Source organism: Paenibacillus soyae (assembly GCF_024623455.1).
GTDB classification, from domain to species: domain Bacteria; phylum Bacillota; class Bacilli; order Paenibacillales; family Paenibacillaceae; genus Pristimantibacillus; species Pristimantibacillus soyae.
The window spans coordinates 1-24,665 of record NZ_JANIPJ010000037.1; the positions used below are offsets into that span (position 1 = coordinate 1).

20 protein-coding genes are annotated in these 24,665 nt (G+C 52.3%); 3 read left to right on the forward strand and 17 right to left on the reverse strand.

Annotation, left to right across the window (positions count from 1 at the left end; all coding sequences use genetic code 11):
• The 7 genes from NQZ67_RS28935 to NQZ67_RS28965 form a co-directional block, all read right to left on the reverse strand.
• On the reverse strand, window positions 1-178 hold a 178-nt coding region (locus tag NQZ67_RS28935; RefSeq protein WP_257452887.1), incomplete at its 3' end, for an NAD(P)-binding domain-containing protein.
• 25 nt (window positions 179-203) lie between these two features.
• Window positions 204-872: a fructose-6-phosphate aldolase gene (fsa, locus tag NQZ67_RS28940; protein ID WP_257452841.1), complete on the reverse strand. Its 669-nt coding sequence runs from the start codon at window positions 870-872 to the stop codon at window positions 204-206.
• 15 nt (window positions 873-887) lie between these two features.
• Window positions 888-2,402, reverse strand: a complete 1,515-nt coding sequence (gene zwf / locus NQZ67_RS28945; protein WP_257452843.1) for a glucose-6-phosphate dehydrogenase — start codon at window positions 2,400-2,402, stop codon at window positions 888-890.
• Between the two features lie 493 nt (window positions 2,403-2,895).
• Window positions 2,896-4,437 carry a methyl-accepting chemotaxis protein gene (locus NQZ67_RS28950; protein WP_257452846.1) on the reverse strand — a complete coding sequence of 514 codons (1,542 nt, stop codon included), beginning with the start codon at window positions 4,435-4,437 and terminating at the stop codon, window positions 2,896-2,898.
• A gap of 231 nt (window positions 4,438-4,668) precedes the next feature.
• On the reverse strand, window positions 4,669-6,198 hold the full coding sequence (gene ahpF, locus NQZ67_RS28955) for an alkyl hydroperoxide reductase subunit F (protein ID WP_257452847.1): 1,530 nt from the start codon (window positions 6,196-6,198) through the stop codon (window positions 4,669-4,671).
• An 11-nt stretch (window positions 6,199-6,209) separates the two neighbouring features.
• Entirely contained in the window at window positions 6,210-6,773 is a 564-nt protein-coding gene (gene ahpC, locus NQZ67_RS28960; RefSeq protein ID WP_257452849.1) for an alkyl hydroperoxide reductase subunit C, read from the reverse strand.
• A 207-nt stretch (window positions 6,774-6,980) separates the two neighbouring features.
• A complete protein-coding gene (locus tag NQZ67_RS28965) occupies window positions 6,981-8,342 on the reverse strand; it encodes a GntP family permease (protein WP_257452852.1) in 1,362 nt (453 codons plus the stop codon).
• 168 nt (window positions 8,343-8,510) lie between these two features.
• Here NQZ67_RS28965 and NQZ67_RS28970 point away from each other — a divergent pair, with 168 nt between their 5' ends.
• Window positions 8,511-10,232: a methyl-accepting chemotaxis protein gene (locus NQZ67_RS28970; protein WP_257452854.1), complete on the forward strand. Its 1,722-nt coding sequence runs from the start codon at window positions 8,511-8,513 to the stop codon at window positions 10,230-10,232.
• 49 nt (window positions 10,233-10,281) lie between these two features.
• On the opposite strand, the gene NQZ67_RS28975 is transcribed toward NQZ67_RS28970, so the two are convergent.
• The gene (locus NQZ67_RS28975) at window positions 10,282-11,070 is read right to left on the reverse strand and encodes a hypothetical protein (RefSeq protein ID WP_257452857.1); all 789 of its coding nucleotides are present in this window, start codon (window positions 11,068-11,070) and stop codon (window positions 10,282-10,284) included.
• A 133-nt stretch (window positions 11,071-11,203) separates the two neighbouring features.
• On the opposite strand from NQZ67_RS28975, the gene NQZ67_RS28980 reads away from it, so the two are divergent.
• On the forward strand, window positions 11,204-12,379 hold the full coding sequence (locus NQZ67_RS28980; protein ID WP_257452859.1) for an FAD-dependent oxidoreductase: 1,176 nt from the start codon (window positions 11,204-11,206) through the stop codon (window positions 12,377-12,379).
• A gap of 3 nt (window positions 12,380-12,382) precedes the next feature.
• Here NQZ67_RS28980 and NQZ67_RS28985 read toward each other — a convergent pair whose 3' ends face one another.
• Window positions 12,383-13,036 (reverse strand): hypothetical protein, encoded by a 654-nt coding sequence (locus NQZ67_RS28985; protein ID WP_257452861.1) that lies wholly within the window; start codon window positions 13,034-13,036, stop codon window positions 12,383-12,385.
• Window positions 13,037-13,104: 68 nt separating this feature from the next.
• Here NQZ67_RS28985 and NQZ67_RS28990 point away from each other — a divergent pair, with 68 nt between their 5' ends.
• Window positions 13,105-13,671, forward strand: a complete 567-nt coding sequence (locus NQZ67_RS28990) for a GNAT family N-acetyltransferase (protein WP_257452863.1) — start codon at window positions 13,105-13,107, stop codon at window positions 13,669-13,671.
• On the opposite strand, the gene NQZ67_RS28995 is transcribed toward NQZ67_RS28990, so the two are convergent.
• The 8 genes from NQZ67_RS28995 to NQZ67_RS29030 all read right to left on the reverse strand — a co-directional run bounded on the left by NQZ67_RS28995 (window position 13,660) and on the right by NQZ67_RS29030 (window position 24,552).
• Window positions 13,660-15,990 carry an ABC transporter permease gene (locus tag NQZ67_RS28995; protein ID WP_257452865.1) on the reverse strand — a complete coding sequence of 777 codons (2,331 nt, stop codon included), beginning with the start codon at window positions 15,988-15,990 and terminating at the stop codon, window positions 13,660-13,662. The two genes, NQZ67_RS28990 and NQZ67_RS28995, sit on opposite strands and share 12 nt — an antisense overlap.
• A 5-nt stretch (window positions 15,991-15,995) precedes the next feature.
• Complete coding sequence (locus NQZ67_RS29000) at window positions 15,996-16,700, reverse strand: ABC transporter ATP-binding protein (RefSeq protein ID WP_371825373.1); 705 nt, start codon at window positions 16,698-16,700, stop codon at window positions 15,996-15,998.
• Between the two features lie 195 nt (window positions 16,701-16,895).
• Window positions 16,896-17,270 (reverse strand): DUF4180 domain-containing protein, encoded by a 375-nt coding sequence (locus tag NQZ67_RS29005; protein ID WP_257452868.1) that lies wholly within the window; start codon window positions 17,268-17,270, stop codon window positions 16,896-16,898.
• Window positions 17,271-17,356: 86 nt separating this feature from the next.
• Entirely contained in the window at window positions 17,357-18,388 is a 1,032-nt protein-coding gene (locus tag NQZ67_RS29010; RefSeq protein WP_257452870.1) for a glycoside hydrolase family 88/105 protein, read from the reverse strand.
• 70 nt (window positions 18,389-18,458) lie between these two features.
• Window positions 18,459-20,111: a type 2 periplasmic-binding domain-containing protein gene (locus NQZ67_RS29015; RefSeq protein WP_257452872.1), complete on the reverse strand. Its 1,653-nt coding sequence runs from the start codon at window positions 20,109-20,111 to the stop codon at window positions 18,459-18,461.
• Between the two features lie 38 nt (window positions 20,112-20,149).
• Window positions 20,150-21,049, reverse strand: a complete 900-nt coding sequence (locus NQZ67_RS29020; protein WP_257452874.1) for a carbohydrate ABC transporter permease — start codon at window positions 21,047-21,049, stop codon at window positions 20,150-20,152.
• Between the two features lie 17 nt (window positions 21,050-21,066).
• A complete protein-coding gene (locus NQZ67_RS29025; RefSeq protein ID WP_257452875.1) occupies window positions 21,067-22,029 on the reverse strand; it encodes an ABC transporter permease in 963 nt (320 codons plus the stop codon).
• 261 nt (window positions 22,030-22,290) lie between these two features.
• Entirely contained in the window at window positions 22,291-24,552 is a 2,262-nt protein-coding gene (locus NQZ67_RS29030) for a helix-turn-helix domain-containing protein (RefSeq protein ID WP_257452876.1), read from the reverse strand.
• Window positions 24,553-24,665 lie beyond the last annotated feature (113 nt).

Sequence of the window (24,665 nt, forward strand, 5' to 3'; positions counted from 1 at the left end):
ACTCTTCGATCGAATAAGCCGGCACCAGGTTTTTGCCCGCGGCTTCCTTCATCAAGTCATCCGTCTTCTCGCGGGAACGGTTGTACACCGACACCGTGAAGCCTCTGCTTTCAATATTAAGGGCCAGATTTTTGCCCATGACGGCGAGTCCAATTACGCCGATTTGTTGTTTAGACATCTTATATCCCCCTTCTCGTTCCGAACTATACGAGTACGCTTTTTTTCCAGTCTGCGGCGAATTTGTCCAGGCCTTGATCCGTCAGCGGATGCTTGGAGATCTGCTCGATGACCGAGAAAGGAATCGTCGCGATATGCGCGCCTGCCATCGCTACGCGAGTCACGTGGTCCGGATGACGGACGGAAGCGGCGATGATTTGCGTGTCCAGGCCATGGACTCGGAACAGTTCGGCTACTTTGGATACAAGCAGCACGCCGTCCTCCGAAATGTCATCCAAACGGCCGAGGAACGGAGATACGTAAGTAGCGCCGGCGCGAGCCGCAAGAAGCGCCTGGTTCACGGTGAAGATCAACGTAACGTTTGTTTTGACGCCTTTCTTGGAGAGGTAGCGGCAAGCCTCAAGACCGGCAAGAGTCATCGGAAGCTTGATCGTAATGTTCTTGTCGTTGTTGTTGATCTTGATCAGTTCGTTCGCTTGAGCGATCATCTCTTCGGCCGTAACCGCGTCCGGCGTTACTTCCGCCGATACGGATTCCACTTCCGGCACTTCGCGCAGAATCTCCTCGATGCGGTCTTCGAATTTCACGCCTTCCTTGGCAACAAGCGAAGGATTCGTTGTTACGCCGGACAGGACGCCGATTTTGTACGCCTTCTTAATATCTACCAAATTCGCGGTATCGATAAAAAATTTCATGTTCATAACCTCCAATTATTGGTTTATATGAGCTAGCGGTTTATTCTCCGCGACGGCCTCGTCAAGCTCCGGCTTCGCGTCGAACCACCAGTGATAACCGTCTCTTGCAAGCAGCGCGTCCGATTCGGCCGGACCATACGAGCCTGCTTCGTAAGCGTGCAGCGGAACGATATTTTCTTCATAAGCTTCGAGAATCGGCTGCACCCAAGCCCAGGAAGCTTCCACTTCGTCCCAATGGGCAAAAAACGTGGAGTCGCCCAGCAGGGCGTCGCGGATTAAGTTCTCATAAGCTTCCGGCAATTCGTCGCCGCTGGAATGAATATCGATCTGAACCGGCTTGAACTCGCCTTTGCTGCGGGAATCCATCGTGTTCAGCTGAAGCCTGATGCTGTCGGTCGGGCTCATCTCGATGACCAGAAGGTTCGGCTCGACCTGCGATCCGGATGACTGCTTGAGCGGCTCCTTGAATTCAATGACGATGCGCGTCGCTTTCTCCTTCATGCGTTTGCCCGTACGAATGTAGAACGGAACGCCCCGCCAGAAGGAATCGTCCATCGTCAGCTTGGCCGCGACGAACGTATCGTTCATCGAATCCGGCGCGATGCCCGGCTCCGACGTATAGCCGACTACCGGATTGCCTTTGATCGTTCCTGCCGCGTATTGACCTCTCACGACCGATGCGCCGACATCCGCTTTCTGAAGCGGCTCGAGCGCCTCCATGACCAGCTTCTTCTTGTATCGGACTTGCTCCGCGTCGCTTTTATGCGGCGTGCGGATAGCCGTCATCATAAGCAGCTGCAGCATGTGGTTCTGGAACATGTCCCGGATGGCTCCGACGTGATCGTAATACCCGGCTCGTTCCTCGACGCCCACGGTTTCGCCCGCCGTAATCTGAACGTTGGCGATATTGCGGTTGTTCCAGATGGCTTGAATGACCGGATTCGTCTGCTGCAGAACCTTGAGCATCTGGACCATCGGTTTGCCGAGATAATGGTCGATACGGAAAATTTCTTCTTCTGCGAACGCTTTGCCCAGCATGCGGTTCAGCTCTCTCGCCGTCTGCAAATCGTTGCCGAAAGGCTTCTCGATGACAAGACGCTTCCAGCCGTTCGCGGAGCCAAGCCCGCTCTCCTGGATGTTAGCCGCGATCGTCTCGAAAAACTCCGGACCAACGGACAAGTAGAACAAACGGTTCGGCGCGAGGCCGAGTCTGTTTTCTCTCTCTTCGATCCGTCCAAGAAGCTTGAGATAATCTTCTTTGCGGCCGATTTCCAGCACATTATAGCCGAATGCTTGCAGGAATTCGTCGACTTTAGCGGCGTCATCTGCTTGACGCCTGGAGAATTCGCGGAGAGACCGCTCGACATTCGCCCGGAACGACTCGTCTGTAAGCTCCCTGCGGCCTAATCCGATTAAAGAAAAGGCCTCGGGCAGCTTCCCGTCGAGAAATAGATTAAAGAGGGCAGGATAAATTTTGCGCTTCGCTAAATCACCTGTCGCTCCAAACAATACAAACGTGGTCGGCTCCATTTCATTCTCCTCCCGGTAGAGCTTCTCTGTCAGCTCTGTTTTCTTTTTGTTAATTCCACTATAATACAAGGAAGAGCTATACATGTAATTGGTATAATTAACAGGAGCTATAGATTTGTTCTATACCTCAATTCATGCGTCGCCCGGTAGGCTTTGAAGATGTCTCTGCAAGGAACTAATTATGATCGCAGCGGAACTGAGCGACCTTATTTCGAATAATCAGCGTCCTTTTTTAAGGCTAATGGAACTGAGCGCTGTTATTCGCCTGTTTTCATGGAGATTCTATTCAAGTTCAAGGAAATAAAGTCGCTCAGTTCCGCTAGTCCCCAGTAAGCCCCGCTTTACGCAAGAATAACGTCTCATAGTTCCGTTAGCTCCGTAATCCAAAAGAAAAAGACATCCACCCCGATCCAACCAGGAGTAGATGTCTATTGTAGATTCACAGGGGCAAAAAAGTGATTCATCGCCACGTTCGCTTAACGCGACTTCGCCGCTAATCGCCGGAGTCCTCCAGCTTCTTCATCTGATTAGAGGTTTGAAGCAGAACCTCCACCAGCTTTTGCGCGTTCTTCGCGTCCCTCGCATGCTCTTGAATCATGAGATTTGCTTCCTGCGTGCTCGCCAAGGTCTGCTCGGAGACGGAGGTTAAGCTTATGACCGCTTCATTCAATTTCGTGTTTGAATCCAGCATTTCTGTAATCTGTAGGTGAACGGAAGATATTTTTTGCTGGACGCCGGCGACGCATCCGTTGATCGAATGGAAAAGCTCTCCGCTGCTTTGCGCCAAAATTTTCTGCTCCGCGTTTAAATTCCGAAGCAGCTCCGCCTCTTGAACGGATTGCCTGGAGTCCGCCGTCAGGGACGCGGTTATGTCCCCGATGCTCGAAGATAAAGTCTGCGTCTGCTCCGCGAGCTTCCTTACCTCTTGGGCGACTACATTGAAGCCTTTGCCGACTTCGCCCGCGCGCGCGGCTTCGATGGATGCGTTCAACGATAAAATATTCGTTTGGCCGGCGATGCTGGAAATGCTTTGGGTCATTTCCTGTATTTGCGCGACTTTACCATTCAATTGACCGATGAGCTCCGCTGCTTTTACGCTGCTTCCCTCCGCCTGAGCGGATTTTTCCTTGAGCTCCTCGATGAGCGCTACACCCTTGCGGGCGATCTCTTCCGTGATCAACGCCTCTTGTTCCATCTCGTTCGATATGACCGAGGTATCCCTTGCTTGTTTGTGGATCGCGCGGATGACATCGGACTGCTCCTGTATAGTAGCCGCATTCTGAACGGCTCCTAGATTAATTCCCTGAATGACGCGGGAGACCGTCTCGGTCGAAGCGTATTGCTTCTTGACGATATCATAGACTTCGTGGGAGTTAACGCCTAATAGATCCCCGATTTTCACCATTTGCTCATGCAGCTCTTGTTCGGCCGCCCGAGTCTTGTTCACTTCTTCGACCTTTTGATCCATCGCTTTCTTCAGTCGGTTAAACACATACACGATCGCGAGTACGCTGGCCAAAAAGATAAGGATAACAAAGGCGTGGATCAGCATGGTTGTCGTAAACCGGCTGTAGGCTTGCTCGCTCAACTCCGCTTTATTGACGGATAACAGCTTATTCCCGACGTAAGCTCCGTTCAATAGCAATATGAGCAAACAAACAAGAGAGATAAACCATCGATCGAGATAGACGCAAAACAAAGCCGCCAGCGGAAAAATAAACGTAAACGTTACATCCGTCGTAGCCGTCATCAGCGTGGAAACGTACATAATAAAAAATCCGATAAACGTGATGTGCCGTATGAGACGATGTTCCGGGTTCGCCCGAAGCAGAATCGTGCCTGCGCTGACGGAAAGAAACCCCGTGCCGATGATGGAGGCGACAAAAGCTAAGCTGCGGGCTCCTTTCAAATATTCGATCATGAAGCCCGCGGAAAGAATAAGAACCATAACCCAAACAACCACAATAACGGTAAAATTAACCACACGGACATACTGAAACTCGTTCCCCAGCTTGATCGCGCCGCCAACTCTCATGAATTTACCTCTCTCTGTTAAGATCATTGATGCAACTATGTAGTCATAAATAACTAGCTCCCCCGAACCATTTTACTACTAGAATATTAAATTGTTAATAGCTAACTTTAAGCAATTAACTTATGGATTGACGGCGTTATATGTTTATATATCCCATAAGCGGATGATATATAGGACTATAAAAAAGCCGCCTCTCTGCTTAGCAGAAAGACGGCTTGGTTATCGTGCTGTTTAATTGCGGATCAAGTAATCGAATGCGCCAAGCGCCGCGTTAGCGCCCGAACCCATGGAAATAATGATCTGCTTGTAAGGGCTGTTCGTGCAATCGCCGGCCGCGAACACGCCAGGCACGTTCGTGGCGCCATGATTGTTGACGACGATCTCGCCCATGCGCGTGCGTTCGACGGTATCGCCCAGCCAATCGGTATTCGGCACAAGTCCGATTTGAACGAAGATGCCCTCAAGCTCGATGTGCTGTTCCGAGCCGGATTCGCGGTCGATGTAAGAAATGCCGTTCACTTTGTCGGTGCCGGTAATCTCCTTCGTCTGAGCGTTCGTCACAACCGACACGTTCGGCAGGCTGTACAGACGGTCCTGCAGCACGGAATCGGCTTTCAGCTCCGAATTGAACTCCAGAACCGTAACATGGCTCACGATGCCCGCGAGATCGATTGCCGCTTCCACGCCGGAGTTGCCTCCGCCGATGACGGCAACGCGCTTGCCTGCGAACAGAGGACCGTCGCAGTGCGGGCAATAAGCCACGCCTTTGTTCTTGAACTCGGCTTCGCCCGGAACACCGATGTTGCGCCAACGAGCGCCCGTGGACAGGATAACGGTTTTGCTCTTCAGAACGGCGCCGTTCTCGAGCTCAACCTCGATGAAATCCTTTTTCTCCAGTCGCGCGGCTCTTTGCAGCTTCATCACATCGACGTTGTATTCCTTCACATGCTCCTCGAGGCTTGCCGCCAGCTTAGGACCTTCGGTATATTTCACGCTGATGAAGTTCTCGATGCCGACCGTGTCCATCACTTGGCCGCCGAAGCGCTCGGCTACGATTCCCGTGCGGATGCCTTTGCGCGCCGCATAGATCGCCGCGCTCGCCCCCGCAGGACCGCCGCCGACTACAAGTACGTCGAACGGAGCCTTGTCGTTGAATTCCGATGCGTCCGGCGCTTCAACGATCTTGGCCAAGATCTCCTCAATGGTCATGCGTCCGCTGCCGAACGTCTCTCCGTTCAAGAATACGGTCGGAACGGCCATAACGCCTTTGCTTTCGACCTCGTCTTTGAACACCGCCCCGTCGATCATCGTATGAGAGATGCCGGGGTTAAGAACGCTCATCAGATTAAGAGCCTGTACAACGTCGGGACAATTATGGCAGCTTAAGCTAATGTAAGACTCGAATTGATAAGTGCCTTTAATGCCTTTGATCTGATCAATTACGCTTTGGTCGACTTTAGGCGCTCTGCCGCTCACTTGAAGCAGCGCAAGCACGAGCGAGGTGAACTCGTGCCCGAGCGGGATACCGGCAAATACGATGCCGGTATCTTCGTTCACTCGGTTTACGCTAAAGCTTGGCGTCCTTGGCAAATCCGCTTTCTCGACCTTGATTCTGGACGTCATGCCGACGATTTCGTCCATGAGAGCCAGCATGTCCGCCGACGCGGGATCGGTTCCCGCGCTCACTTTGATCAGCACATCGCCTTCCATGAGCTGGAGGTATTGATTTAACTGTGCTTTTATTTCTGCGTCTAATACCATGATGAAGCTCCTTAGATTTTGCCTACGAGATCAAGGCTTGGCTTAAGAGTAGTCGCGCCTTCCGACCATTTCGCAGGGCAAACCTCGCCTGGGTTGTTGCGCACGTATTGAGCCGCTTTGATTTTGTTAACGAGCGAGCTCGCGTCGCGGCCGATGCCGCCGGCGTTGATTTCAACCGTTTGGATAACGCCGTCCGGATCGATGATGAACGTGCCGCGGTCAGCCAGGCCGTCCGCTTCGATCAGAACGTCGAAGTTGCGGGAAATCGTATGGGACGGGTCGCCGATCATGATATATTCGATTTTGCCGATTGTCTCGGAGCTGTCATGCCATGCTTTGTGCGTGAAGTGAGTATCCGTCGATACGGAGTATACTTCTACGCCCAGGGATTTCAGCGTAGCGTATTGGTCTTGCAGGTCGCCAAGCTCAGTTGGGCACACGAACGTGAAGTCGGCCGGGTAGAAGCAAACAACGCTCCATTTTCCTTTGAAATCTTGCTCGGATACATCGATGAATTTGCCATTGTGGTATGCGGATGCTTTGAACGGTAGTACTTCTTTGCCAATAAGGGACATTGTTTTCTCTCCTTTGATTTTCATTCTCTAATTGTAATTATTATTAACTGATATTCATAATATAAAATTTAGCGACAGCTTGTCAAGTATTGGCGGCAATGTTCGAGAATTGTTCTCATCTTCAGAAAACGTTACAACAAATGAATATTCTTTCCAAAACGTCCCCTATCATACGAATACGAGGCTGATTAATTGAAATATTCGAACTCAAACCACGATGTCCAGCGCCAGAATCAGCACCAGCGCCGCGACGGATATAATCGTCTCCAGCGCCGTCCAAGTCAACAGCGTCTCCTTGACCGACATGCCGAAATATTCTTTGATCAGCCAGAAGCCCGAGTCGTTGACGTGCGAAAGGATGAGCGAGCCCGCTCCCGTCGCAAGCACAAGAAGCTCGGCGCTCGTCCCCGGCATCGCCAGAGCAATCGGCGCGACAATGCCCGCGGCGGTCATCATCGATACGGTTGCCGAGCCCGTCGCGACGCGGATCATGGCCGCTATCCCCCAGCCGAGCAGTATCGGGGAAATATGCGACGCGGTCGCGATCTCCGCGATATAATCACCAATGCCCGAATCAAGCAGCACGCGGTTGAAGGCTCCGCCCGCGCCGATGACGAGCAGAATCGTCGCGGTGGGGGCCAGGCAGTCGTTCGTGAACTTCAGAACCTTCTCCCTGCTGAAGCCCCTGAAGAAGCCCAAGCTGAAGAAGGAATACACCGCGGCAATGAGCAGCGCCACAACCGGATCGCCGACGAACTTGGCAACCTGGAACAGCGTACTCTCTTTGGCAAGCACCCCCTGCTCCATGAGGAAATCGGCAATGGTTGCAATCAGCATCAGCAGCACGGGTACCAGAATCGTAAACACCGTGTTGAAGAAGCCCGGCAGCTCTTTCGCTTCGGCGTTCTCCGTCAGCTGATCGCCCATTTGCTTCGGCACCTCTTTGTGGATGCGCCTGCCGATCCAGTTCCCGTACAAAGGACCCGCGAGGATTGCCGTCGGCAAGCCGACGATCATGGAATACAAAATCGTTGTTCCGATATCCGCGTTAAAGATGCCGACGGCCGCCATCGCCGCCGGATGCGGGGGCACCAAGCCGTGAACGACGGACAAGCCCGCAACGAGAGGCACGCCGATTTTGACAAGCGACACGCCTGTCTGCTTCGCAATCGTGAATACGAGCGGGATAAGCAGGACGAAACCAACCTGGAAAAATACCGGAATGCCGACGATAAACGCGACGACCATCATGGCCCAGTGCACGTTGCGTTCGCCGAACAATCGGATCAAGGTCTGCGCGATGCGCTCCGCCCCGCCGGACTCGGCCATCATTTTCCCCAGCATCGTGCCCAGCGCGAGTACGATAGCCAGGAAGCCGAGCGTATTGCCCATGCCCGTCTTGATCGAATCGATCACTCCCGGTTCGTTCTCCGTCGCCAGCAGCGGCATGCCCGCCGCGAGACCCGCTCCGATGGCGGTAATGATAAGCGCGACGAATGGATTCAGTTTGGCTACGGTAATCAACAAGAGCAGCGCCAATATCGCTGCCAGAACAATCATGATCAACATGAGGCTTCCTCCGTTATTCGTGGGTGTGTATTAGCCTTCCTATTATTAGCATGACAAGAAATAGGCTATGCGGCGAAATTCACGAAATATTGGCATCCCGCCATCCATACATTCAGACTCGCCATAACCGATAAATAGGAGTGAGAGACAACAAGAACGAACGAAGGGGTGTGCAAGTTGAGACTGCTCAAAAACTTAACGATCGCGAAGAAGCTCATGATCATGATTGTCGTGAGCGCGGTTGCGCTTGGTTCCGTCGGATTGCTGGGACTGAATTATATACGGGGCATTGCCCAGAATGGTGAAACGATGTACCACGATCACATGCTTCCGCTTGGCACAATTATGCAAATCCGGATCAACGCAAGGGCAAGCGACGCTTATACCCTCGAGCTGTTGGCCACCAAAAATCCGAATCGTACAAAAGAGCTGCACGACGAGATCGAATCGGCCTGGCAGGAAATCGACGAGATGATCGAAGAGCTTGGGACTCATCTTCATGAGGAAGAGGAACTGGCGCTCATGCAGCAATACGCTCAGCACGCCGCGGCTCTGGAGGACAGTCGAAATAAAGTGCTGGACTTGATCGCAAGAGGAGAGAGCGAGGAAGCGTACGCACAGTACGTAGAGATCGTCGAGGCGAACCGAAAGCTGGTAAACGATACGCTCAAGGGCTTGCAGCATCACAATCTGGAAAGTGCGGAAATCATAGACGTCCAAAATCAAAAAACGTTGAACTCCGTCACGGTTATCGTGCTCGCGGTTATTGCCGCGGCCCTGCTTGTACTGATTCTGCTCGGGATTATCATCTCCCGGATGATCGTGGGACCGGTCAAAGAAGTGAAGCGGTTGCTGACGGAAGCCGAAAAAGGCGATTTCACCGTAAAAGGCTCTTATCAATCCAAGGACGAAATCGGCGAGCTGGCGGCTTCGTTCAACAATATGTCGGCTACGCTGCAGACTGTGTTCGGCACCGTGCAGGAATCCTCTCATCTCGTGGCCTCGGCTTCGGAAGAGCTGAGCGCAAGCGCGCTTCAAAGCACCAAAGCGAGCGAGCACGTAACGTTGACGGTGGACGAGCTGGCTTCCGGCTCGGATCAACAGGTCGCGAAGATCGAGGGCAGCTCCCGCGCCATTGCGGACATCTCGCTGTATACGCAGACGATCGCGGATAACACGGAGCAAATGAAGCACGACGCCATCCACGCCTCCCGAGTGTCTGCGGAAGGCAATCAGGCGATCGGCGAGGTCAATCAGCAGATGCAATCGATCTACGCGAATGTAAGCAGCTTGTTCGAATCCGTCAAAGGTCTGGGCGAGCGTTCGAGCGAAATCGGCCAAATTACGAATGCCATCTCCGGCATATCCGCTCAGACCAACTTGCTTGCATTGAACGCGGCAATCGAAGCGGCTAGAGCCGGCGAATCGGGCAGAGGCTTCGCCGTCGTCGCGGGCGAAGTGAGGAAGCTGGCGGAGGAGTCGGGCAAATCGACGGAGCAGATCAACGAGCTGATTCGAATGATCCAGCTCGATACGGAGAATACGCTCCGCACGATGGAGAAAGCCGCCGAAGAGGTGCACGCCGGACTAACCGTCGTTCATCAAGCCGGAGATTCGTTCCATAAGATCGAGACGGCCGTCAGAAAAGTCGTCACGCAAATCGAAGATATCGCCGCGGCGCTTAACAAATTGTCCCACGGGACAAGCGAGGTCAACGCTTCGATCCTGGATGTAAGCGAGGTCGCGAAGGATTCCGCCGCGCAAACACAGCAAATATCGGCCGCAACCGAGCAGCAGCTGGCATCGATGGAAGAAATCACAACCTCCTCGGCATCTCTCGCGAGCTTGGCGGACGAGCTTCAAAAAATCGTCAGCCGTTTTAAAATCTAAAGAAAATGGCGGTGCAGATCACCTCTGCACCGCCATTTTTTTCATTTGGTCATGCAATATTCGCCGTTACGCCGCCATTGGCTTGCAAGTAATGCATTAGGAAATGAACGATCAGCACGACGACCAGCGCCGTTAGCTGCATGGCAAAAAAACTAGAAACCACGATAATCAGCAAAGTGATCGCGTGAAAGCTCACCTTAACGATTGTCCCTCGTCTTGTTCGCTCCTCTGCAGAAGAGCTTTTCCGACGTTTTTTGAAATAGTAAATGCCGGTTAACAGCATATAGATCAGGAGCTTGATGAAGAAGGAGACTGGCGAGAACATGTGCTTCACCACGTGCCCTTCCGAATCGGATACCTTCACGACGTATTTGGAATGCTTGAGCACGTGAAACGTTACCGGCTCTTCGTAGCTGACATGATCGAAATCCAAGCTCTCGAACTTATATCGTTCTCCGTCGAGCTCCACATAGCTGTATCCCCACGATTTGGCCGATCCGGTCTCCCACTCGTGTTCGACGTCCGTGATCAGCCCTTCCTTTTTTTCGTACTGCTGAACGATCGCGGACGGCATGTCCAACCATTGCGGCAAGGCCCAGGTCCAGGTTAGGTAAGCCAAGCCCATTATCGCGCAGAGAATCATACCGCCGAAGGTGTAGGCGCCGATTAATGAAGCCAAGCTTTCTTTTTCCCTCTGCTTTTTCTTTCTGACCGGCTTCTTACGGCTGCCATGACGTCTTTTATGGAGAATCGGCTTGACGACTAACGCATAGATCATCACGTAAGGCACGAACATGCCGAGCATGATATTCAATCCGAGAATTGCCATAAAGGTCATCGGAGTCTCCCCTTTCGGCTTTTCATGGTAGTTGATAGGGTAGAGTCTGTCAATGACAAAATGGATTCGAGCTTGTCCTCCGGTGTATAGTTATCTTAGCAACGGCAATAGGCCGCAATAACGGAGGATGACTATGAAAGCGATTGTCATTGGAGGCGGAATAGGCGGACTGAGCTGTGCCATCGCGCTTCGACAGGCAGGTTGGGAGGTCACGGTATGCGAACAACACGAAGAGCTGGAGGAGCGCGGAGCAGGGATCGTGCTTGCCGCGAATGCCATGAAGGCGCTTCAGAATCTAGGCGCGGCTGGACGAGTCCGTGAAGAAGGAGCATCGGTTGGGACGGCGGAAATACGGACATGGAATGGCAATCTCCTGGCACGTCTGCCGGTGGAGAAGCAAGCTATGCGTTACGGGACGCCGAGCTACCTCATTCACCGGTCCACCCTGCAGTCCATCCTCTATTTGCGCGCCCTCGAGCTTGGCGTAACTGTGCGGCTAGGTATAAAATTCAGCGATTGGCTGGAGAGAAACGAAGACGTCGAGGCGCGTTTCACGGACGGAACGACGTTGAACGGCGATCTCCTCGTGGCAGCCGATGGCTATCGCTCTAAGGTCCGTGACCGGCTGTTCGGCCCGTTCCCGCTGCGATATTCGGGCTATCAAGCGATCCGCGGCATCGGGCGCTTCGAGGACCCGCGCTATCCGCTGGCGGATGGAGGAGGCTTCGAGGCGCTTGGCCCTGGCACCCGGTTCGGATTCTCCCATCTTGGCGGAGGCCGGATCTTCTGGTTTGCCGCTGTCAACGAGCCGGATGGTCAAAGCGATTCCCTTACGCCCGAGGAACGGAAGAAGCTCGCCCTGGTGAAGTTCCGAGACTGGTATTCGCCGGTTCCTGCCGTCATTGAAGCTACGCCGCCTTCGGCCATTCTATCCCACCCCATCTACGACCTGGCGCCGCTGAAGCAGTGGAGCAAGGGGCGCGTCACGTTACTAGGAGACGCGGCGCACCCCATGCTTCCAAACCTGGGACAAGGCGGGGCTCAAGCGATGGAAGACGCGGTCGTACTTGCCGGCCATCTTCGTCATCAACCGTCGGGAACCGCTTTAATTGAAGCTTTAAGGGGATTCGAAAATACGCGCATTCGTCGTGTCCGCCAGATCGTCCGCCAATCGCGCCTCATGGGACGTCTTATGCAGTTGGAGTCGCCGCTGGCGCTGGCCTTCAGGAATACGGCGTTTCGAGTCGCCGCCGAAAAGCTGTTTCTCGCTCGGCTGCATCCGGTGATCGGATACGAGCCGCCGATGTAAGGCTCAATACTTGCGGTAGTGGTCCACGCCGAAGCTGAATACGACCTTCAGCATGAACAGCAGGCTGACAGTCAGCAGAAACGGGTGGCCAGCGATCCAGACGGGCATCCATGCCACCCCCGCGGCGAGCAATACGCCTGCCAGAAAGAGCTGCCTTCTTCCCCTATTCGCGTTAACCCCGGACGCGCAAGCGATGGTATACAGCCATACCGCAAGGGCCGGACCGAGCGGCAGTTCAAGCATAACCGCAATCAGCAAGATATGGACGTGCACGCAGATGAAGACGATCCGTTTGCGCGGATTAGCGGCATAATAATTGCTCGTCGACTCCGTGAAGTTCGCCGCGCAGCCGCATAGGATGTCGAAGACGAGCATAAACGCGGCTATGCTTCGCCATAACGGAAGGTCTTCGTAGACGGCGGGATAGCTCGCGAACAGAACAATGGCGCCAATCGCTCCGAACGCAAAAATCGTGACTAATGCTCCCGGATGCTGCTCTTTGCCGAACGCTTCTTGAAGGAATGATGGAATCCGAACGGCAGCTTGTCCGATGAGGCGCTGCTCCGTTATTTTCGCATGTACATGGAGGAGTTGAATCGGTCCTCGGCCACCGTCAATACGTTCCGGCAGGAGGAAGAAATCGAACAGCTTCTGCATTTGTTTTTTTACGGCTTGCTGGACAGACCAGCCGAAGATACCTCACGTTGATGAAAGGAGCTTGCATGATGGAAGATTCTATTCTGAAAATAGACGGCAAGGACATTATTGTTCGAGAATTTATCGAATCCGACCTGGAGGCGTTCCACTCGCTGACCTGGCAGCCCGAGATCCACGATTATTTGCCGGGCTGGAACGTATCCAAGGAACAGCGGAGGGATTGGTTTCTCAACTACGAATTACCGGATAACCAGCAGTTTCGAAATGCTGTCATGCGTGGCGGAGAAATTGGCGATCTTAGGCTTCGAATGGCGATTGTCTCGAAGCAAACCGGCGAGCTGATCGGCTGGTGCTGCACGGGAATCAAAGACGAGCTTCCCCCTCCGAACCGCGAGATCATGTATGCCGTCTCCAGGGATCATCGCGGCAAGGGCTACGCCGCCCAAGCCGCGCATGCGTTAATCCGCTACTTGTTCGAGAATACGAACGTGGAGACTCTCGTCGCGATTGCTCTCGTACACAACGATCCATCGAATCGAGTCCTTCGAAAATGCGGATTCCGCTTCGAGAGTACGATCGAGCTGGAAGACGGCAGCTACCACTATTACCGGCTTTACAAAGACTCAGTCCATTGATTTCAAGGCTTCAATCATATGAATGCGAGTTACCTTTCTTCGAAGCAGCAAATTGGATAGCATCGTTAGCGCGAAGGAAAGCAAAATGGCCGCCAATACGACAATCGCGCTTAGTTGATCCGGAATTTGCTGATGGGTGCTGGACAAGGCGTTTACAATCAGGTTAAACACATACCAACTGACAGGTATGGCCGCTGCGGCAGCCACTGCGGTTAGAATGAGGTTTTCCAAAAAGATAAGACCGTTTATTTTATTACTGGGATAGCCCAGCACCTTGAGCGTGGCAAGCTCTCGATTCCTCTCGTAAATATTGATGGAGGAGATCGTATAGATGGCGCCAAAGGAGAGAATCACCGCGCAAATGATAAACAGGATAAACACAAAGCTGTTCTGATTCAGAATGTATTCGGCGGATTTTCTTAGATCCTCTCTGTCCGAGATGGCTTCCACCTGCCGGTCTTGTTCAAAGAAGCCGCGAATGCGTTCAAGCTCATCTGCGCTTTCGGCTTGGATGACAAGCGATGCCGGGCTGAAGTCGATATCGAAGCTTTCTAAATACGTCGGAGTCGTATAAAACGACGGATTCGAATATTGGGCGGAAATGTCCAATACTTTCATTCCCGCGATTTTATCGCTCATCTCTGGCGCCGCAAGCTTTATTTTGATCATATCCCCTTTGCGAATATCATAGGCGTCGGCGTAGGATTGGGGCACCAATACGCCCGTTTCCTCCAGTAGAAGCTTCTCCCCATGCTCGTCATAGAAATGGATGAGGCTGTTTTCTTTCTCCGTCACGACGAAGGTGGCCGCCTCTTCAACATCCCCTATTATGAGCTCCGCAGGCATGGCGGATAACCAATATCCGTTTCGGATTCCGGAAGGCAAACGGACCGATTCTGCGGATACATTCGCGGCATAATCCACTTTCAAATCATAGGTAAACACATCATCCATTTGGCCGGCTACCTTCATCAAGGACGATTGGGTTCCCAATGCGGTAATTAATAGGACGGTACTTACGACAACGCCAATGGAGCTAGCTATTGCTTTCGATCGATTTAAGAGCATATTTCTCAGAATCAACTTGTGGCTATAGGAAACGGAATGCCATATACCCGGGGTTCTCTCCATGAACAGCCCCGTCATCGTCTTAGGCGGTTTCTGGCGCATAGCCTGGGCCGCTCGTTCTTTCAATAAGCTTCTGCCGCTGAAGTAACAGGCCAGGACTCCGAAAGCGCTGGAGAATAGAATCGGAGGAATGGCGGAAAAAGCGGATAGAGAGAACGTTATGCCCGGCAGAGAGTAGGACCTTGCGCTTGATTCGGTTACCATAGGAACAAAGACCATGCCTGCCAAGATACACCCCAAGATAGAGCCTATAACGCTTACCAGCACGGGGTAGCCCATGTAATGAAGCATGATACTCCTGTTTTTGACGCCCAATGCCTTCATGATGCCGACTTGATTTCGCTGGGAGTCCATTATTCTCGACATGGCTAGGAACAGGATGATCGCTTCAATGAGAAAGAGTACGAGCGGGATAACCCTGCTCATTAATTTGTTGTTATAGATGGTTTCGTTGATTTTCGAATAACTGAAGCTGCGCTCCTTGGTTGTTTGTCCCGCATATTGCAGTTTGTTTTGCTTCGAATAGGCTTCAACCGATTGACTTAATCGATCGATATCGTAGCCTTCTTCCGCGTCAATCAACAGTTCATTGTAAGTGAATTCATCAGCGATTAGAGGAATGGCGTCTTCTGCTATATATGCGAAGCCGTGGTTGATGTGGTCTTGGGTATCGTTTTTTTTCGCGTGCTCGACATTCTCGCCTAATCCGCTGACGGTAAACGTAACCAACCGATCATTGGCGCTTATCTCGATCTGATCGCCGAGCTGATACCGATGTTCTGCGGCATAATGGGAGTCTAACAAAATTTCGTCCTTATTGGAGGGGGCTTTGCCTTCTATTAGAGTAAGCGTATTGATTTCATTATCTCTAGGAATGGAATGGATCTTGAGTGCAGCTCTGGCGTTCTCGAAAGTCTGCGCGGCATCAACGGTATAACGGCCCTCCGCTTTATGGACCCCTTCCAGCTCGCTAAAGCCCGCCGCTTCCTTCGGGGAAATCGAATTGAAAGCCACGTTGACGTCGCTAAGACGATGCTCGATGAAGTAATTCTCCGCGTATGCGCTAAGATTATCGCTGTAAGTCGTCAGACCCGCGTAGAAGAAAGCCCCTACCGCGATAACCAATACAAAAGCCGTTAATTGACCGATCGACTGTCTGATATCCCTCAATAATTTAATAAATAATATCATGCGGATTACCACTCGATCTCTTCGACGTTTTGTTTATGATGATTTCGCGCCACGCTGTCGATCCTTCCGCTTTTTACCCTAATGACGGTGTCGGCCATCGAAGCAATAGCGGTATTATGCGTTACGACAACGACGCATTTTTTGGTTTCCCTGTTTACATCCTGCAGCAGCTTTAAGACGGACTTGCCCGTCACGTAATCCAATGCGCCCGTGGGTTCGTCGCACAGCAACAGTAAAGGATTTTTGGCGACGGCTCTGGCGATCGCGACCCTTTGCTGCTCTCCTCCCGAGAGCTGTGACGGGAAATTTTTGATTCTGTGCTGCAGTCCGACTTTTTGCAAAATCTCTTTGGCATCCAGATGGTTTTTGCATACCTCGGCGGCGAACTCCACATTCTCCAATGCGTTTAGATTTTGGATCAAGTTATAAAATTGAAACACGAAGCCCACCTTTTGAGCCCGATACTCCGTTAGCTTTTTCTCGTTGAAGGACGTAATGTCTTGACCGCCGACAAACACTCGGCCCGAGGTAGCCGTATCCATGCCGCCAAGTATATTCAGAATCGTACTTTTACCGGCCCCGCTTGTACCGAGTATAACAACGAACTCTCCTGACGATATGGAGAAATCCACACCGTTTAGAGCTTGAATCTGCACGTCTCCTATCCGGTACTCCTTCGTTACTCCCTTGAATTCGATTAACCTCTCCACTGCCCACATCTCCTCTAACTGAAAATATTCCAACAAATTACAATCTGATTATACGAAGCGGCTTGGAGAGGAACAACCAACCTCCGTTCCTCCTTTCGCTGGACCAAAGTACGGTCTGATATCGGGCTGAAGACCGAAAAAAGCGGCGGACCATGATCAAGGTGATCATGGTCCGCCGCAAAATATAAACGATCGCTACTTGAGCGATTGAAGCTTCTCGACCGCTTGCTCCTCGCTCGCAAGAAAGAAGAAATGGCTCCCCTTGTTGCACTCATAGACGAAGTCTTGGAAGCTCTTGCTCGTATAAGACGAGAAATCCCCTACGATCGCCAGCTTCACGCCGTAATTGATAAACTTCTGAAGAATGTCACCCGCCACGCGCGTCTTGAGGTCAAAGAAGCTTTCGTCGATCATCGATTTGTTCAATACCAGCCTATAGCTATCCGTCTCGTATCGGACGGTTGCCATCAAATCCAGCGCCGATTGCACATCGGAGATGACGATGCCGTCGCCGCTTATAACGGCGATTGGCTCTCCGGCAGGGCCGGGATCCATTTTTTTGATATTCATCACATTCACTCCTTATCGCTTTCCCTTATTATAAAATAAAAAACGCAGCCAAGAGCGGCTGCGTTTCGAATATGACGAAAAATAAATTATTCCTTATTGTTTTCGATGACGGACGCCAGGAAGGCAAGAGTCAAGCCTTGGCCCCAGCCTTGCGCCCATTTGCGGTCGATGCCGAGATAGCCGGCGATGTCGTTCATGACGGCCGTTCCGCCCGATACGTTCATGACGCGGCCGTTGTCCGCGATGTTGGCCAGAATACCGTCAAGCGCCTTCTGCACGTATTTGCCATGCAGCGGATTGCCCTGGGTAACCATTGCCGCGGCGATGCCGGCCGTCGCCGAAACCTCGCCGTACGCATCCGGATAATCGAGTACGGTGCCCCACAGCCCATCGTCCTTCTGCAGCTTCTTGATGGCCGCGAGCTGGTCGCGCAAGGAGCTCCAAATGTGCATCATCGGAGGATACAGATAGGCTTCCGGCAAAACTCTGGCCGCGCGGGACATCGTATAAGCCGCCCAAGCGTTGGCGCGTGCCCAGTAGATGCCGGACATATGATCCTTATTGATGTGGTTGTAGCCGTGATACCATAAGCTGTCGTTCTCATCCTGCAAATAATTGATATGCCAGAAATATTGGTTGAGCGCATCGTGGATAAGATGCTTCTTATCGAACATTATGCCTGTACGCAGCAGGAAATACGCCGCCATAAACAGCGTGTCGGCCCATGCTTGCTCCGGGAAGTCGTTTTTGGACGATACCGTGTGCTGCAGCACGCGGTCGCCGAAACGAAGCGCTTTGTTCTCCAGATAATCGACCTTGCTCATTATAATGTCAACGTATTTCTCGTCCTTCGTGTGCTCATAGAGAGTAAGCAGCATATGGCCGATCGCGCAGGTATTGACCGTCCAGCTTTTTGGCAGGCCCGCCTCGATATAATCGTCCACCCAAGCGACCATCCGGTCCAGATAGGCTTGCTCGCCCGTCACCTCGAACGCCCGGCTGACGCCGTAATATGCGACGCCGCCCGGCCAGTCCCAAGTCAAATCCATTCCGAATGTATATTCGGCTATCCTTCCGACTACCTCTTTGAGCTCGCTTGCATTCGCGTTGATTTTCATGTGCGTTCCTCCTATGTCCAAAACCCCCGCCGGGAGCGGGGGCTTTGGGGACTATGAAATGTGCAGGATATTAGCGGAATTGACCCGCGTCGATCGCTTTTTGCTTCTCGTCGAGAATTTCTTGGTAGCCTTGCTCCAGGTACGTTTTCTTCGCTTCTTCATACAGCGCGTCGAACTCTTCCGGCTTCGCAATGACCAATTTGACATAAAGCTCTTGGAACAAGGAATTCAGATCCGCTTTGTAGTCGTTTACTTTCTCGAGCACAACGCTGAACAAAGCGTCCGGCGTACGGTATTCTGCCACTTGATCGTAGTACTTCACAAGATCCTCAGCCAAATGTTCGTGGCCGACAGGGCTCCAGTTGCGAAGGTTCGCAGTAAGGGTCTTAGCAGGATCGTCGTATTGCGCGATTTCCGTTACAAGCGCCCAGTAGTCTTTGTTGTTGTTCTGCGACAGGACGGACTCGCCTTTGAAATCCGGATTGCGTACGGCAATGCCTTCCGCGTCAAGCGTATAATTCTGGCCTTCTACACCATTCTGGAAGTAGAACAGGTTCTCCGGCTGGCTCAGCCATTCGAGGTACATCCATACCGCAGCGCGTTCCTCATCCGTCGTTTCGTAGTTGATGCCCATGATGAAGCCGAACGGCCAGTATGCGCGGCCTTGCGGCTTGTAGCCTTCCGGCACGCCTGCTGTAGGAGGCAGGATCGCGAACTCGGCATCAGGGTTGTTAGCGAGAGTAGCGGTGATGGCATCCGTATTATTCGTCAGATATGTGCCGTAAGTGCCTGTTTTGCCCGCAACGAATTCCGCTTTCACCTTATTGTCGTCGTCGCGCAGGTAGAATTCCTTGTCAATCAGACCATTGTTGTATTGATAGTTCATATTGCGCAGGAAGCGCTCGGTATCCGCTGTTGTCAAGTCCGCTACGCCGAGGTCGGAATATAGCGCGCGATACTTCGGATCTACCGGCCATTCACGGAATGCGTAGCTGTAGTTGTAGTTGTTTTTAAGCAAAGCGGCTCCGGCAGTTCCAAGTCCGGCTTCCTTCCATTTCGCGAGCATTTCGTTATACTTCTCGAGGGAAGTCAGGTCCTCGACCTTCATGCCTACCTTCTCGACCCAATCCTTGCGGATAAGAGTCGTGTAGTTGTCCGCGTTCGGACGGGCCGCGAAGAAGAACACCTGGTTGTCTTCGACCGTGCCGTATTGCTTGATCGTCTCGCTCATATTGCCCCAGTAAGTCGGCGCATAATTCGCGATTTCGTCATGGTTCAGCGGCTGCAGCACGTCTTCGCCGTAGTAGTTAAGCGCTTGCGGCATATCGTAGTGGAAGATGATATCCGGTGCTTTGCGGGATGCCAGCAGCTGCTCGAAATCCTGTACTTCGTTGGCGCGAGTGATCGGTACGTACTTCACGGTAATGTTGTACTTGTCGCCGAACTCCTTCTGAACCCAGCGGGTGTAGAAGTTGTCCGTTACGTTCCAGCCCTCGAACGCCCTCTCGTAAACCGGTATCTCGAGCGTTACATTCTCAGGGAAGCCTTTGGAATAGTCCGGAAATTCTCCCGCCGGGGCTTCCGTCGCGGTGTTGTTGCCAGATGAAGTCGGGCTAGGCGAGCTGTTTGTATTCGCATTGTTGTTGCCGCCCGTACAGCCGGCCAGAAGACCGACGATGGCGAATGAAGCCGTAAACATGGACAACTTTCTGTTTTTGCTCATCGAAACATTCCCCCAATAATGGATTTTCAACTTCGAGATTACTCCTTAACTGCACCTAGCATAACCCCTTGAACAAAATATTTCTGGATGAACGGATAGACCAGGAGTATGGGCAGCGTCGCGAAGACGACGCAGGATGCCTTAAGCACTTCGGGATTGCTGAGCTGCACTTGCGTAGCTTCGAGCTGGAAGCTCTCGCTCGCCTGAATGACCAGGTAATAAAGCTTCAGCTGCAGCGGTCTGAGATCAACCGCCTGTTTGATGTAGAACAACGCGTCCTGATACGCGATCCAGCGGCCCACCGCGTAGAAGAGAGCCAGAGTAGCAAGGATCGGCTTGGAGAGAGGCAGGACGATGTTCCATAGGATGCGGAAGTGTCCGGCGCCATCGATCCGGGCTGATTCCTCCAGGCTGACCGGAATGCTGTGCGACAGCGAAGTCTTCATGATCAGCAGGTTGAACGGACTGAACGCGAGCGGCAGAACAAGCGCCCAAATCGTGTCCAGCAATCCAAGATTATTGACCAGCATGTACTCCGGAATGATACCGCCGCTGAAGTACATCGTGAATAAGAAGATGACCGTCAACGTCGTCCTTCCCTTCAGAGATGGCCGGGACAACGGGTAAGCGGCGCAGATCGTTATAATCATGCCGAGGATCGTGAAAAGCACGGTCACGATTATGGAGATGTACAACGATCGTATAATACTGGCATCGGCAAAAATTTTGCCATACGCGGTGAAGTTAAGACCCATCGGCCACAGCATCACTTTGTTAGCGATTACATAGGCGTCCGCGCTCAGCGACTTTGATACGACATGAACGAACGGCAGCAAGCAGGCCAACGAAGCGGATAAGACCGAGAGGTTAATGAGCACGTCCCATATGTCAAAGCGCTTCTTGCTTCTGCTGCCCACTATGCCGGTGGATGCTTCCATAGTACGTTTCCTCCTCTCTACAACAATCCGTCTTGGCCAAGCTTCTTCGCGATCCGGTCGGCCATCACTACCAGAACGAGACCGATAACGCCCTGGAACAAGCCAAGCGCGATCGCGCTGCTGAAGTCCCCCTTCTCAATCCCCCAGCGGTATACGAGAACCGGAATGTTGGTCGTGTATTCGGTCGTCGCCTTATTCTGCAAGGCGAAGATTCTCTCGAACGAGCCATCCATCATTCTTCCGAGGTTCAAGATGAGAAGCGTCACGATCGTCACGCGGATCGACGGAAGCGTTACATTCCAAATCTTCCTCCATCGTCCGGCGCCGTCAACAGTCGCCGCCTCGTACAGCTCCGGGTTGATACTGCTGATCGATGCCAGGTACAGAATCGTTCCCCATCCCATGCTCTGCCAGACGCCAATGGCCAGGTAGCTGAACAGCCAGTGGGTATCTTCCTGCAGGAATGGAACCCGGTTGCCGCCCATCATTTCGATCAGATTATTGATCATGCCGTTGCCTTCGCCAAGCAGCTGATAAGCAATCGCACCGATAATAATCCAGGAGAGGAAGTGAGGCAAATATAGAAGCGTTTGATTCACTTTCTTGAACCTGACGCTTCTGATCTCGTTCAGCAATATCGCGAGTATAATTGGCGCCGTGAAGCTGAAGATCAGATCAAGTCCGTTCAGCATAAGCGTGTTGCGTACCGCTCTTAAGAAATCGTGTCTCGCGAATATTTCTTGAAACACTTCGAATCCGACCCATTCGCTTCCCCAGAATCCTCTCGCGATCTTGTAATCCTTGAAAGCGAGCACAAGTCCGGACATCGGTGCGTATTTGAATAGCAGCACGAAGGAGAGCGGAATCATCAAGAGCAGGTACAGCTGCCAGTCCTTTCTCAAATAATGAGGCATACCGCGTTTGGGACTTTTTAACTTTAAAGCGATTTCATTTTGACTTGAAGCGCTTTCAGCTTTCATAGTTTCACCTCCTAGCTATGGACATTCTCGAACCCATCGATTGCTCCAGGCATCTGCTTGGGATGTGCCCATCGTACCCCGACACGGCTCATTCGGTAAATCATGAGTATTGATCATCCCTTTCACTTTTGACTAAAAAGCCTGATTTCGCGCGGTTTTTCGACTCCCGAAAATCAAATTTGATAGCCCGAAGCAAAAATGAAGCTGCCTATGGTCGGGAGCGACCGATTAGCAGCTTCATGAAAAACGTCAGCGCTTACATTAGGACGACTTGGACTTCATCGCCCGATAATTGCTAGGTGGCATTCCTTCGTATTTGCGGAAAAACCGGTTCAGACTCTGCACGTTGAAATAACCGACTTCGGTTGCGATCTGCACGATCGTCATATCCGTCTCCCACAGCAGTTGCTTCACTTTCTGGATGCGCAGATGATTCGTATAATCGATCAGGCTCTTGCCGGTTAAGTCGAATACGATCTTGCGCATGTACGAATAGCTGATCCCGATCTCCTTGGCCATCTCTTCGAACTGGATTTCCTCACAGAAATGCTCCTCCAGGTAACGAATGATTCTCTCGCCGTGCTTCGCTTCCCCTTGATTGCGTTCCAGATATTGAACGATCTCGCCGAAAAACTCGCGCAGATACTTCTCGAGTTCATCAAGCGTGTCCATCCCCGCGATCGCCGAATAGATATTGCCTCGTCCCGCAAAGATTTTGGCCGTGCTGACATTTTTTTCGCGAAGATGCTTGATCGTGACGCCTACCAGCTGATTGTAAATGAACAAAATGTTATCGTACGACACATAATCGACGGACTGTATCTCATCTCGAATATGATCCAGCTCGAGCAGAATGCTGTCCAAATCGACTAAGTCGAGGAAATTGATGATCTTTCTTTCGCTGTTAGCCGGATACACGTATTTCTTGTCGCGGTCGATCTCATGCTCCGAATAGAAGATGCGGCCGCTGCCTTCGATCATTCGCCGTTTGATGACCTCCATCGCTTCCGCCAGTTGTTCTTTGACCAGAGTGGCGGCATCGCCCGGACTGCTGACGCCGATCGTCACGGAGTGGCCCAGCAATTCGAGCGCGTAATCCCGAATTTCAACGAAGGCTCCCTTCAGGGCGTCGAGGCCGGCCTCGTCTTGCCCGAAGTTGATGACAAGAGCGAAGCAGCCCTCTCCTTGATAGACGCATCTTGCTTCAATGCCGCCCGCGAACAATCCCTCGCATTTCGACATGAGCAGATAGCGTTGATAGCTTCGGGTTTCCGGATTCCGCTTGCTCACATACCGTCGGTAACGATCGATGGAGACGACGGCAACCGCAAAGCCGTTCATCGGGAACATCCCTTCCAGCTCCTTGGTCACCTCTCCGCGAAGCAGACGGTGTACCGCCAAGCTACGGGTATCCTGCTCCCTCTCTTGCAGGAGGGCGTACAGAGCCTCCTCTTCCTCCCGCATCCGCTTGAACGCGTCGTCTAGGAAGGCAAGCTCGTTCCGGTTCGTGACCGCCAGGTTGCCCCGCTCGCGCATGGCCCGCACGAGCTTTCGCAGCGGCTTGGACAGCCAAGTCGCCAGGAATACGGATAACACGGTTCCCGCGAATATAATAATGGCCGTAATCCAGAAGATGCTCCTCTGCAGCGAGTTCGTTTCGGTCATTAATTCGTCCATCGAATAAATGTTCACGTTCCACCACTTGAACTCCGACGAACGGGACCAAACGTACAGGAGACGCTCCCCGTCTTGTTCATGGAACGTATAACCTTCCTTCGCCCCGCTCTCCAATATCCGTTTCAAGTAGGGCTGTTCGCTGCCGTTCGTAAGTACCAGCGACTTATCATTATGCGACATGATCGTACCGTCGGTATTCATCAGCAGAAATCCTTCCGCCGCTTGATCGGACGACCTCAAGTATCTCGCGATTTGGCTTTCCTCCAGATTCACGACAATCGTGCCGCGCGTCGTGGTCGACAGCCGGTTAAGCGGCAGCACGTAGGATACGACTTGGGCGCCGGAGTCCATCTTGCGCGGATACCATATGCCCCCGATTCCTTTGCGCCCGGACAACGCTTCCTCCATCCACTCCGTCGACTCGTACCGGTCCAGCGTCGTAATACCCTTGTCCGTCGATACGACGTAATCCGATCCGTCCAATACGAAATAGGAGGAATAGACGCCGTCTACGCGATGATTCAGGTTCACGAGTTCTCTGAGCACCGTCTGCGCCCTGCTAACGTAATTATAGTTCGCCTTCAGCTCCGCGTATGTCTCGTAGCTTCGGATCCGGTCGAACACTTTGGTTGCGGTGAGCCGCACCGCATCCTGCGCCAAATTGTTCAGCGCGTTTTCGTTCAGCTTTTGGCTTGCCTCTAATCCCGCCAGCGAGGAATCGGCAATGGCGCTTTCCGAATTTTTAATAATTTCCGTTCCACTGTACCAAGTAAGAGTGGCTGTCGGAATGGCCATGACGCAGATTAAGATCAACGTCAATTGCAGCATCATCGGGTAACGTTTCATTCGGCCCCTCCTCTATCTTCGACTTATTCATTTAGATAGCGCTTACAAATGAAAAAGTTGTACGTACAAGAATAAGCTATATACATGGTATTCGAACGTACTCTTGTCGTCAA

What these genes read in the sequence shown, in the direction of transcription:
- NQZ67_RS28950 (WP_257452846.1), bottom strand. Translation starts at nt 4,437, where the DNA reads ATGAGAGTTGGCGGCGCGATCAAGCTGGGGAACGAGTTTCAGTATGTC.
- NQZ67_RS28990 (WP_257452863.1), top strand. Translation starts at nt 13,105, where the DNA reads ATGGAAGATTCTATTCTGAAAATAGACGGCAAGGACATTATTGTTCGA.
- NQZ67_RS28980 (WP_257452859.1), top strand. Translation starts at nt 11,204, where the DNA reads ATGAAAGCGATTGTCATTGGAGGCGGAATAGGCGGACTGAGCTGTGCC.
- NQZ67_RS29025 (WP_257452875.1), bottom strand. Translation starts at nt 22,029, where the DNA reads ATGAAAGCTGAAAGCGCTTCAAGTCAAAATGAAATCGCTTTAAAGTTA.
- NQZ67_RS28985 (WP_257452861.1), bottom strand. Translation starts at nt 13,036, where the DNA reads ATGCAGAAGCTGTTCGATTTCTTCCTCCTGCCGGAACGTATTGACGGT.
- NQZ67_RS28975 (WP_257452857.1), bottom strand. Translation starts at nt 11,070, where the DNA reads ATGACCTTTATGGCAATTCTCGGATTGAATATCATGCTCGGCATGTTC.
- NQZ67_RS29010 (WP_257452870.1), bottom strand. Translation starts at nt 18,388, where the DNA reads ATGAAAATCAACGCGAATGCAAGCGAGCTCAAAGAGGTAGTCGGAAGG.
- NQZ67_RS29020 (WP_257452874.1), bottom strand. Translation starts at nt 21,049, where the DNA reads ATGGAAGCATCCACCGGCATAGTGGGCAGCAGAAGCAAGAAGCGCTTT.
- ahpC (WP_257452849.1), bottom strand. Translation starts at nt 6,773, where the DNA reads ATGTCCCTTATTGGCAAAGAAGTACTACCGTTCAAAGCATCCGCATAC.
- NQZ67_RS29005 (WP_257452868.1), bottom strand. Translation starts at nt 17,270, where the DNA reads ATGAATATCAAAAAAATGGATCCCGGCCCTGCCGGAGAGCCAATCGCC.
- zwf (WP_257452843.1), bottom strand. Translation starts at nt 2,402, where the DNA reads ATGGAGCCGACCACGTTTGTATTGTTTGGAGCGACAGGTGATTTAGCG.
- ahpF (WP_257452847.1), bottom strand. Translation starts at nt 6,198, where the DNA reads ATGGTATTAGACGCAGAAATAAAAGCACAGTTAAATCAATACCTCCAG.
- fsa (WP_257452841.1), bottom strand. Translation starts at nt 872, where the DNA reads ATGAAATTTTTTATCGATACCGCGAATTTGGTAGATATTAAGAAGGCG.
- NQZ67_RS29015 (WP_257452872.1), bottom strand. Translation starts at nt 20,111, where the DNA reads ATGAGCAAAAACAGAAAGTTGTCCATGTTTACGGCTTCATTCGCCATC.
- NQZ67_RS28965 (WP_257452852.1), bottom strand. Translation starts at nt 8,342, where the DNA reads ATGTTGATCATGATTGTTCTGGCAGCGATATTGGCGCTGCTCTTGTTG.
- NQZ67_RS29030 (WP_257452876.1), bottom strand. Translation starts at nt 24,552, where the DNA reads ATGAAACGTTACCCGATGATGCTGCAATTGACGTTGATCTTAATCTGC.
- NQZ67_RS28995 (WP_257452865.1), bottom strand. Translation starts at nt 15,990, where the DNA reads ATGATATTATTTATTAAATTATTGAGGGATATCAGACAGTCGATCGGT.